A 10,442-nucleotide genomic window follows, 5' to 3' on the forward strand; every position below is an offset into this window, starting at 1 on the left:
AGGAGCTCGTGGTGAACCTCGCCTCGGTCGTCGACCTCCAACTGGCTGGCATGTCCAACAAGCTCATCTACTCGGCCATGGCGGTGTACGTCCTGGCGATGTTCGCCCACCTCTTCGAGTGGACGTTCGGAAGCCGGGGGACGGTGGCCCGGCGCTCCATCGAGCAGACCAGCCTGGCCGAGACGGTGGCCGCCCATGCGACGAAGGGCATCCGACAGGCCAAGGTCACGGTGGCGTCGGGGGACGGCCGGACCACCACGCTGACCCGCACCGTGGTGGCGGGCGAGGGGGCGACCGTGGTGACCTCGGCTCGCGGTGCGGAGCCTCAGGTCGACGGACCCGGCGCCGCGGGGAGCAGCCCGAAGGCGGACCTGGCGGGGCGGATCGCGATCTCGCTCACCACGCTCGGGGCGCTGCTCCACGTCGGGGGGGTCACCGCCCGGGGGCTCTCGGCGATGCGCTGGCCCTGGGGCAACATGTACGAGTTCTCCTGCGCCTTCGCGCTCGCCATGGTCCTGGTCTACCTGGGCCTGCTGGCCGCCAAGGTCCGGGTGCGCTGGCTGGGCGTGCCCGTCACCGTCGGCGCCGTGCTCACGCTCGGCCTCGCGGTGACGGTGCTCTACACCGGGGCCGAGCAGCTGGTGCCCGCTCTGCACTCGTACTGGCTGGGCATTCACGTCACCGCCGCGACGGCCTGCGTGGGCGCCTTCTACACGGCGTTCGCCGCGACCCTGATGTACCTCGGCAAGGACGTGTACGAGAAGCAGCGCGCCCTCGGCCGCGACACGGGCCCGCTGCGCATCCCCGCCTCGGTCTGGGAACGACTTCCCGCGGCGGCGACGCTCGACCGCTTCTCGTACCGGGTGAACGCGATCGTGTTCCCGCTGTACACGTTCACCGTCATCGCGGGTGCCATCTGGGCCGAGGCGGCCTGGGGCAAGTACTGGGAGTGGGACCCGAAGGAGACCTGGTCCTTCGTCACCTGGGTCGCGTACGCGGCCTACCTGCACGCCCGGGCGACCGCCGGCTGGCGTGGCCGGAAGGCCGCCTACGTGGCCCTGGTCGCATTCGCCTGCATGCTGTTCAACTACTACGGCATCAACATCTTCGTCACCGGGAAGCACTCGTACGCGGGGATCGGCTGACGCCGGCAGCGCGCGAAATTCCGGCGCGCGAAATTCCGGCCCGTGAATGATCGGCGTGGAATCGACGTCGCAAGGTGCACCGCGGGCCGATGCCGGCATCGTTTCATGATTCACTGTTCACCGGGCTGCGATTCCGTACCCACATGTTCGTGAACCCCGCGTGGGCGGCTTCGGGGAAAGTGGTTCGCCGCCGCGCCCGCGGGTGCAAATCAAAGGGGGATCTGGATTTGGCCGTGTCCGACACCGAACGGAATCCGGTAGAGCTGGACCTCGCCGGCCTGCACGGCTCGCTGGCCTCACCGGTCATCGAATCGATGAATTTTCTCAACGAAGTGTCGCAGCGCTTTCCGGACGCCATTTCATTCGCCGCCGGACGCCCCTTCGAGGGGTTGTTCGACACCGAACTCGTCCACCGCTACCTGCGCCGGTACACCGACCACCTAATGGAGCGGTTCGACGACGACGTCGCGCTGGTGCGGCGGACCGTGCTGCAGTACGGCCGGACCAAGGGGATCATCCACGACCTGATCGCGAGGAACCTCGCGGTGGACGAGAACGTGGTGGTCGACCCGGAGTCGATCGTGGTGACGGTCGGCTGCCAGGAGGCCCTCTTCCTCACGTTGCGGGCGCTGCGGCGGACCGAGAAGGACTGCCTGCTGACCGTCCTGCCCTGCTACGTGGGGGTCGCCGGCGCCGCAGAGCTCGTCGACATGCCGCTGCTGCCGGTCAAGGGCTCGCCGGAGGGCATCGACCTGGCGGACCTGGTGGCCGTCGTCAAGCGGGCCAGGGAGTCCGGCCTGCGCCCCCGGGCGCTCTACGTCGTCGCCGACTTCGCCAACCCGTCCGGGATCAGTCTCGACCTGGAGACCCGGGAGCAGTTGCTGCGGCTGGCGGAGGAGCACGACTTCCTGCTGCTGGAGGACAATCCGTACGGGATCTTCCATGCGCCGGACGCCGACCCGCTGCCGACGCTCAAGGCGCTCGATCGCGACCGCCGGGTCATCCATCTCGGGTCGTTCGCCAAGACCGGCCTGCCGGGCGCCCGGATCGGCTACGCCATCGCCGACCAGCTGGTGAGCGACGGCAACGGCGGCACGCAGTCGCTCGCCGACCAGCTCGCGAAGATCAAGAGCATGCTGACGGTGAACACCTCACCGATCGCGCAGGCCGTCATCGGCGGGAAGCTCCTGGAGCACGATTTCAGCCTGCGCGCCGCGAACGCCCGGGAGAACGCGGTCTACCAGGAGAACCTCCGCCACCTGCTGGCCGGGCTGGCCGAGCGGTTCCCGCCGGACCAGCGGTCCGGAGTGACCTGGAACGTACCCACGGGGGGCTTCTTCGTCGTCCTGGACGTACCGTTCCCGGTCGACGACGAGTTGCTCGAGCTCTCGGCGCGCCGACACCGGGTGCTGTGGACACCCATGCACCACTTCTACGGCGACGGCGAGCCGCGCCACCAGATCCGGCTGTCCTTCAGCTATCTGACCGTCGACCAGATCGCGGTCGGCCTGGACCGGCTGGCGGAATTCATCCACGACCAACGTGAACGGAAGAGCGGGACCGCACCGTGCCGAGGGGGACAACTGTGAGCGCGCTGGACATACTTGGCGTCGACCACGTCGAGCTGGCGGTCGCCGACCTGAACGTGGCGACCGAACTCTTCGTGGACCGGTACGGGTTGGGCGTCTACGCGCGGTCCACCGAGACACCGGACGGGGTCCGCACGGTCGCGGTGGGCCGACAGGGCATCAGGCTGGTGCTGACCGAGGCCGGCGACGCCGACCACCCGGCCGCCGCCTACGTCGAGCGGCACGGCGACGGAGTGTCCGGTATCGCCCTCAGCACCCCGGACGCGGAGGCCGCCTTCACCGAAGCGGTCCGGCGGGGAGCCCGGCCGGTCGCCGCGCCGACCACCCGGGACGGGGTCGTCACGGCGTCCATCGGCGGCTTCGGCGACGTGGTGCACACCTTCGTCCAGCGTCTGCCCGGAGCGGACGAGCGCGCCCTGCCGGGACTGTCCGTGGTCGAGGAGGATCCCGTCACCGGTGGGCGGCGGTCGGCCCTCGGGCTGCACACGGTCGACCACTTCGCGGTGTGCCTGGAGGCCGGGCAGCTCATACCCACGGTGGAGTTCTACAGGACCGTGCTCGGTTTCGACATGGTCTTCACCGAGCGCATCGTGGTGGGCAGGCAGGCGATGGACTCCATGGTCGTGCAGAGCCGCTCCGGCTCGGTGACGCTCACCCTGATCGAACCGGACCTGTCCAGGGAGCCCGGCCAGATCGACCAGTTCATCAAGGACCACGGCGGAGCGGGCGTCCAGCACATCGCGTTCGCCACCGACGACATCGTGCGGGACGTGTCCCGCCTCGGCGCGAACGGCGTCGGGTTCCTGCGCACGCCCGGGGCCTACTACGACCTGGTGCCGGAGCGCCTCGCACTGCTGCGGCACTCGGTCGACGGGCTGCGGGAGCTCAACATCCTGGTCGACCAGGACCAGGACGGCCAGCTGCTGCAGATCTTCACCCGGTCCGTCCACCCGCGCGGCACGCTGTTCTTCGAGGTGATCGAGCGGCTGGGGGCCCGGACCTTCGGCAGCGGCAACATCAAGGCGCTCTACACCGCCGTGGAGCTGGAGCAGGCCAGGAACGAGGCGACCCGATGAGCGGCTCCGCGCGGGAGGCGGGGGCGGTCCCGCCGGTCTGTCTCGCCGACGTCGAGCGGCTTGCCGAGGACCGGGTGCCCACCGAGGTCCGGGACTTCGTCGCGGGCGGCAGTGGTGACGAGTCCACCCAGGCCGCCAACCGGGCGGCGCTCGACCAGGTGCGCCTGGTGCCGCGGGTGCTCGCCGGGTCGGACGCCGCGGACCCCTCCGGCCCGCTGCTGCGCGGTACGGCCGCGATGCCGGTCGTGGTCGCGCCGATGGCCTACCAGCGGCTGCTGCACCCGGACGGCGAGCTCGCCGCCGCGCGGGCCGCGGCCAAGGCCGGCGTCCCTTTCACGATCAGCACGTTGAGCAGCTACCCGCTGGAGGAGATCGCCGCGGTCGGCGGGTCGACCTGGTTCCAGCTGTACTGGCAGCGGGACCGCGAGCAGGTGCTCGACCTGGTCCGCCGGGCCAAAGAGGCCGGCTGCGAGGCACTGGTGGTCACCGTGGACGTGCCGGTCATGGGCCGCCGGCTCCGTGACCTGCGCAACGGGTTCACGCTGCCCCCGCACGTGACCGCGGCGAACCTGGGCGGAGTGCCGCTGGCGGCGACGCACACCCGCCTGCCCGGGGCGTCGGGCGTCGCGACGCACACCGGGCAGGCCTTCGATCCCGCGATCGGCTGGGCGGACCTGGCCTGGCTGCGCGAGCGGACGACGATGCCGCTGGTGCTCAAGGGCATCCTCGACCCGCGGGACGCCGCCCGGGCGGTGGAACTCGGCGCCGAGGCGGTGGTGGTGTCCAACCACGGCGGCCGGCAGCTCTCCGGCGCGGTGGCCAGCATCACGGCCCTGCCCTCGGTGGTCGACGCGGTCGGCGGCCGCTGCTCGGTGCTGCTCGACAGCGGCATCCGGTCCGGGATGGACGTCCTGCGCGCCCTGGCCTGCGGCGCGGACGGCGTGATGGTCGGCCGGCCGGTGCTCTGGGGCCTGGCCGTGGACGGTGAGGCGGGCGCCGCGCTCGTGCTCGACCTGCTGCGGGCCGAACTCCGGGAATCCCTCGTCCTGTCGGGGTGCCCCGACCTCACCGCCGCGCGCGGCCTCACCGCCGTGCTGGCCTGAGCCCAGCCGGTCAGGCGGCGGCGAGCATCGGGAACAGCTCGATGTTCGCCGCCGCCTTCAGGTAGTCGGCGCCCGTGGTACCCCCGGTGCCCGACACCTTGCCGATGATCTTCAGCGTCACGCCCCAGTGCGTGCGCTTCATCGACCGCCAAGCGGCGTCGAGGCCGAGCATGGCCTCCTGGAGCCGGCGTGCCTCGGCCGTGTCCCAACCGCCCGCCCGCTCCAGGAACTCCTCCTGCAGCGTCGCGGGGACGGTAAACATCGGGCCCTTCTCCATCGCGTACGGTCCGTCCGCCCGCTTCGCGCTGACCAGTTCGATCATCTGGTAGGGGCGGGACTGGATCGCGCTGGCACCATGGGTGTGGTCCCGGATCACCGCGAACGTCTCGGGCGGAATCGTGGTCAGGACCCGGTACAGCGCCGGCGTCGCTCCGGTCAGCCGGTCCGCCGCCGCCGAGAGCACGGCGGCCGCGTCGGACGGCCGCCCCGCGCGGACCGCCCCGATCGCGTCGGTCAGCGCACCCGCCACCCGGGCGAAGATCCGCTCGAAGAGCTGGATGGACCGGATGAACATGTGCTCATCGTGCACGGTGGTCACCGGCAGCAGCCCGATGTCCACCGCCCGCCGCAGTCCGGCGGGCACCTCGGCCCGCAGTGCCGCCACGGTCTCCCGGCCGGCCCGCACCAGCGCCTCGTTCCCGGACGCGGCGGCGACCACGGCCCGGAGCGGCTCCAGCGACACGGCGTCCGGCACGGCCGCCGGGGCGTACCCGCCGAGCCGGGCCAGGGCCTGCAGCACCGCGACGGTCCTGGTCCGCTGACGGCCGGTCGGCTCGGGCAGTGCCAGGGCGTCGAGCTCGACCGTCGCGAGATCCGCGAGCAGGGCCATCATCAGCAGGTCCTCGGCGTGCTCCGCGCTGTCGGCCTCCCAGTGCGCGATCTGCAGCAACTCGTGGCCGGCATAGGTGTCGTAGGCCATCGGCTGGTCGGTGAACGTCAGCGGCAGCCACCGGTCGAACAGCCAGGCGTCCGGGGACGACCACGGCCGGCCCCCGCCGGCGCAGCCGATCCGGATGCGCAGACCGCGCAGCAGCGCCACCAGCTCCGGTGCCACCGCGGCCTTGCCGACCTGCCGGTAGTAGCCGACGACCGCCCGGTAGGGGAAGCTCGCGAAGCTCTCCGGCCCGATCGGCCGGTGCGACCAGTCGGCGACCTCCTCGACCGCCCGCCGCAGCGCCCGAGCCGCGTCGGCGCGCGTCCCCGCGGTGAGGGCGGGCCCGCCGACTCCCGCACCGGGCACGGGCGCGCCGGACTCCCGGAGCCGTTCCGGCTCCTCTGCCAACCCCAACCTCGTCATGTCCGTGCCTCCCCCGCGCTGCCGCAATCCCTAGGCATGTCCCGCATCCATGGCCTCGATCAGGCTCTTGGGCCGCATGTCGGTCCAGTTCGCCTCGATGTAGTCGAGGCAGGCCCGGCGGGTGTCCTCACCGTGGGCCTTCTCCCAGCCGGCCGGCACCTCGACGAAGGCGGGCCAGAGCGAGTGCTGGCCCTCGTCGTTGACCAGCACCAGGTAGGTCCCGTTCTCGTCCTCGAAGGGGTTCGTCGTCATCGTGTCTCTCCTTGTCATCGTCCGGATGTCGGCGACATCCGGTCACGCAGCACCCCGGCGATCACGTCCAGCGAGGCCGGCGCGGTCATCTCCTGGTGGGTGCAGTCCAGCTCGAACTCGTCGATGCCGCCGGTCACATGGGCGGCCCAGGCCTTGGCCGGGGACAGCGGCTCCACGGTGTGCCGGGCGGCCCGGAAGGCCAGGACGTCGCCGCGGAAGGTTCCGGGGGCGAAGTCGCGGGCGATCCGCATGTTGTTGGCGGCGACGCGCTTGAGCGCCTCGACGCCACGCTCGCCGAGCCCGGCCAGCGGGCTGTCCTGCCGGCCGAGCAGCTCCGCGAGGTCGGCTGCCGACGGCACGTCGCCGCCGGGCTCCGCGGCCTGGGCCGGCTCGGCCGTCAGCGCGGCCAGGATCTCCCGGTCGAGGTCGGCCTCGGACACCTCGGGCCCGTCCGTCGCCGGGTAGGAGTCGAGCAGCGCGAGCAGTTCCACCTCCGCGCCCTCGTCCTGGAGCATCGTCGCGACCGCGTGCGCCACCAGACCGCCGAACGACCAGCCGAGCAGGCGGTAGGGCCCGCGCGGCTGCACCGCGCGGATCCGCGCGAGGTAGTCGGTGGCCATCTCCCGCAGGCTGCCGGGGAGTTCGCCGTCGCCGGTGAGTCCGCGGGCCTGGAGGGCGTAGACCGCCGAGTCAGGGTCGAGCCGGGTGATGAAGCCCGTGTAGCACCAGCCGAGACCGGCCGCGGGGTGGACCAGGAAGTACGGCGTCCCCCGGCGTCCGGGGCGCAGCCGAAGCATGGTGTCGAAGGGGTCGTCCTGCTGGTGCAGCCGCTGGGCGAGGGCCGCCACCGTCGGCGCCTCGAAGAGGCTGCGGATGGAGGTGTCGGTGCCCAGTTCCGCGCGGATCCGGCTGACCAGCCGGGTCGCCAGCAGCGAGTGCCCGCCGAGCTCGAAGAAGTCGTCGTCGATGCCGATCCGCTCCAGGCCGAGCACCTCCGCGAAGAGGGCGCGGAGCACCTCTTCCTGCGGGGTGCGCGGCTCCCGGTCCGAGGCCCGGGCGGTGAGGTCCGGCGCGGGCAGCGCCTTGCGGTCGAGCTTCCCGTTCGGTGTCAGGGGCAGGGCCTCCAGCGGCACCACGGCCGCGGGCACCATGTACTCCGGGAGCCGTCGGCGCAGGTGGGCGATCGTCTCCGCGGGGTCGAGGGCGGGCCCGTCCGGTACGACGTAGGCGACGAGCCGCCGGTCACCCGGCCGGTCCTCCCGCAGCACCACGACCGCCTGCGTCACCCCTCGGTGGGCGACCAGGGCGGCTTCGACCTCGCCGAGCTCCATCCGGAAGCCGCGGAGCTTGACCTGGTGATCGGTCCGGCCGTGGTAGTCCAGCCGGCCGTCCTCGGTCCAGCGGGCCAGGTCGCCGGTGCGGTACATCCGCGACCCGGCCGGACCGTACGGATCCGCGACGAAGCGTCCGGCGGTCAGCGCGGGCTGGTCCAGGTAGCCCCGGGCCAGACCCTCGCCGGCCAGGTACAGTTCACCGGCCACCCCGGGCGGGACCAGCCGGAGCCGGTCGTCCAGCACGTACGCCCGGGTGTTGCGGATCGGGCGGCCGATCGAGGGCGCTCCCGGGTGGTCCGCGCCGAGGTCGGCCGCGGTCGACCACACGGTCGTCTCGGTGGGCCCGTAGAGGTTGGTGACGGCCGGGGTGAGCTCCCGCATCCGGGCGGCCAGCGGCGCCGGCAGCGCCTCGCCCCCGACCAGCATGCGCAGCCCCCGCGCGTCCTGCGGGTGCTCGGCCAGCAGCGCCTGCCACAGCGTCGGCGTGGCCTGCATGATCGTCGCCCGGCTGCGGCGCAGCAGGGCGGCCAGTTCCGCGGGGTCGCGGACCTGGTCGCGCCCGGCCACCACGACGCTCGCGCCGGCGAGCAGCGGCAGGTACAGCTCCAGCACGTGGATGTCGAAGGCCACGGTGGTGACGGCGAGCATCCGGTCCCCGGTGTCCATCGGGAACAGCTGGCCCGTGCCCAGCAGGAAGTTGACCAGGCCGCGGTGCGGGACCAGTACGCCCTTCGGGGCGCCGGTGGACCCGGAGGTGTAGATCACGTACGCGGGGTGCTCGGGCCGCAGGGCGGCGGCGCGGTCCCGGTCGGTCAGATCGTTCGCGGCGTACCCGGCCGTGGCGGTGCGGAACTCGGCGCCGTCCACGCACCACCGTGCCTGGCCGGCGGGAAGGTGGGCGAGTCCGTCCTCGGTCGTCAGCATCACCGCCGGGCGGGCCGCGGCCGTGATCATCTCCACCCGCTCACGGGGGTGTTCGAGGTCCAGGGGGAGATAGGCGCCACCTGCCTTGAGCACTGCCAGCAGCGCGACCACCAGGTCCGCGGAGCGCGGCAGGGCGAGCGCGACCACCGACTCCGGGCCGACGCCCTGGTCGACCAGGAACCGCGCCATCCGGTTGGCCAGCGCGTTCAGGTCGGCGTAACTGACCGGCGCGTCGTCCTGCCACAGCGCGGTCGCGTCCGGGGTCCGGCGCACCTGGGCCTCGAACAGCTCCGGGAGGCAACTGCCGTCCGGCGCCGCCGTGGTGCCGCTCCACTCGACCAGCAGCCGCTGCCGCTGCGCGTCGTCGAGCACGTCCACGGCCGCGACGGGCTGGTCCGGGTCGGCCACCAGCGCCTCCAGCACCCGGCGCAGGCAGTCCGCCCAACCGAGCACGGTCGCCCGGCTGAACAGGTCGGCACGGAAGTCCAGTCGCAGTCGTAGCGCCGCACCGGGCAGGACGGTCAGCGTCAGCGGGTAGTGGGCGGCGGCCTGGCCGTCCGCGCCGGCCAGCGTCAGGCCCTCGTAGACGGGGGTGCCGCGCTCGGCCGGGGCCGGGAAGTTCTCGAACACGTACAGCGAGTCGAACAGTTCGGCGCGGACGCCGCTGAGCTGCTGGAGCTCGCCGAGACCGAGGTGCTCGTAGTCGGCGAGGGCCGAACGCTCCTGCTGCAGTCCGGCCAGCAACCCGGCCAGGGACTGGTCCGGGTCCATCCGCACCCGCACCGGGACCGTGTTGGCGAAGAGGCCGATCATGGACTCGACTCCGGCGAGGTCGGCCGGGCGGCCGGAGACCGTCGCGCCGAACACCACGTCGGAGCGGCCGGTCAGCCGGGACAGCACGAGCGCCCAGGCCCCCTGGACGGCCGTGTTGAGCGTCAGCCCGTTGCGGCGGGCCACCGCGGTGAGGCGGGCGGTCAGGTCCGCGCCGAGGTCGACCAGCGCCTCGTCCGGCACCACCGTCTCGCGGCCGGCCCCGGCCGGGCCCAGCAGGGTCGGCTCCTCCAGAGTGCCGAGGTGGCGGCGCCAGGCGGCCTCCGCCGCGGCCCGGTCCTGGCGGCTCAGCCAGCGGAGGTAGTCGCGGTAGGGCCGCACCGGCGCCAGCGCGTGGTCGCCGCCGTCGGCGTACATGGTGAACAGCTCGTTCAGCAGCAGCGGCACCGACCAGCCGTCCATCAGCAGGTGATGGCTGGTCAGCACGAACCGGTGCTCCCGTGCGCCGAGCCGCACCAGCTGGCAGCGGATCAGCGGCGGGCTCTTGACGTCGAAGCGCTTCGCGCGGTCCTCGGCGAGGATCGCCGCGAGCTCCTCCTCGCGCCGTGCGACGGGCAGCGTGGAGAGGTCGACCACGCGCCAGGGCAGGGTCACCTCGTCCAGCACGACCTGCACCGACTCGCCGTTGCGGCGCTGGCGGAAGGCCGCCCGCAGGTTGGCGTGCCGGCGCAGCAGGCCGGTGGCCGCCCGGTGGAGCGCCTCGGCGTCCAGCTCCCCACGCAGGTCGAAGGCGAACTGCAGGTGGTAGACGTCCGAGGCCTGCTGGTCGTAGAGGGAGTGGAAGAGCAGCCCCTCCTGCAGTGCCGTGAGAGGCAGCATGTCCTCGATCCG

7 protein-coding genes are annotated in these 10,442 nt (G+C 72.6%); 4 read left to right on the forward strand and 3 right to left on the reverse strand.

Features of this window, described 5'->3' with window-relative positions:
* The first annotated feature begins 11 nt into the window (after window positions 1–11).
* The 4 genes from ccsB (at window position 12) to O1G21_RS10160 (ending at window position 4,913) form a co-directional block, all read left to right on the forward strand.
* Entirely contained in the window at window positions 12–1,145 is a 1,134-nt protein-coding gene (gene ccsB / locus O1G21_RS10145; protein WP_270142634.1) for a c-type cytochrome biogenesis protein CcsB, read from the forward strand.
* Between the two features lie 314 nt (window positions 1,146–1,459).
* Window positions 1,460–2,734 carry an aminotransferase-like domain-containing protein gene (locus O1G21_RS10150; RefSeq protein ID WP_270150896.1) on the forward strand — a complete coding sequence of 425 codons (1,275 nt, stop codon included), beginning with the start codon at window positions 1,460–1,462 and terminating at the stop codon, window positions 2,732–2,734.
* Window positions 2,731–3,810, forward strand: a complete 1,080-nt coding sequence (gene hppD, locus O1G21_RS10155; protein WP_270142635.1) for a 4-hydroxyphenylpyruvate dioxygenase — start codon at window positions 2,731–2,733, stop codon at window positions 3,808–3,810. Before O1G21_RS10150 ends, hppD begins: the two co-directional genes overlap by 4 nt.
* Complete coding sequence (locus O1G21_RS10160; RefSeq protein ID WP_270142637.1) at window positions 3,807–4,913, forward strand: alpha-hydroxy acid oxidase; 1,107 nt, start codon at window positions 3,807–3,809, stop codon at window positions 4,911–4,913. The genes hppD and O1G21_RS10160 overlap by 4 nt, the downstream gene beginning before the upstream one ends.
* Window positions 4,914–4,923: 10 nt before the next feature.
* Here the strand turns inward: O1G21_RS10160 and O1G21_RS10165 are convergent, their stop codons facing one another.
* Genes O1G21_RS10165 through O1G21_RS10175 form a run of 3 tightly spaced genes read right to left on the reverse strand, consistent with a single transcriptional unit; the run spans window position 4,924 to window position 10,430 of the window.
* Window positions 4,924–6,270 carry a tryptophan 2,3-dioxygenase gene (locus O1G21_RS10165; RefSeq protein ID WP_270142638.1) on the reverse strand — a complete coding sequence of 449 codons (1,347 nt, stop codon included), beginning with the start codon at window positions 6,268–6,270 and terminating at the stop codon, window positions 4,924–4,926.
* Between the two features lie 30 nt (window positions 6,271–6,300).
* Window positions 6,301–6,522, reverse strand: coding sequence for an MbtH family protein (locus O1G21_RS10170; RefSeq protein ID WP_270142640.1), 222 nt, complete (start codon window positions 6,520–6,522; stop codon window positions 6,301–6,303).
* Window positions 6,523–6,536: 14 nt separating this feature from the next.
* Entirely contained in the window at window positions 6,537–10,430 is a 3,894-nt protein-coding gene (locus tag O1G21_RS10175) for an amino acid adenylation domain-containing protein (protein WP_270142641.1), read from the reverse strand.
* Window positions 10,431–10,442: the final 12 nt, after the last annotated feature.

The sequence above is a fragment of the Kitasatospora cathayae genome, from assembly GCF_027627435.1.
Classification (GTDB): domain Bacteria; phylum Actinomycetota; class Actinomycetes; order Streptomycetales; family Streptomycetaceae; genus Kitasatospora; species Kitasatospora cathayae.

Excerpts from the sequence above, each read along its gene's own strand:
- O1G21_RS10150 (WP_270150896.1), top strand. The coding sequence starts at position 1,460 with ATGAATTTTCTCAACGAAGTGTCGCAGCGCTTTCCGGACGCCATTTCA.
- O1G21_RS10160 (WP_270142637.1), top strand. The coding sequence starts at position 3,807 with ATGAGCGGCTCCGCGCGGGAGGCGGGGGCGGTCCCGCCGGTCTGTCTC.
- O1G21_RS10165 (WP_270142638.1), bottom strand. The coding sequence starts at position 6,270 with ATGACGAGGTTGGGGTTGGCAGAGGAGCCGGAACGGCTCCGGGAGTCC.
- O1G21_RS10170 (WP_270142640.1), bottom strand. The coding sequence starts at position 6,522 with ATGACGACGAACCCCTTCGAGGACGAGAACGGGACCTACCTGGTGCTG.
- O1G21_RS10175 (WP_270142641.1), bottom strand. The coding sequence starts at position 10,430 with ATGCTGCCTCTCACGGCACTGCAGGAGGGGCTGCTCTTCCACTCCCTC.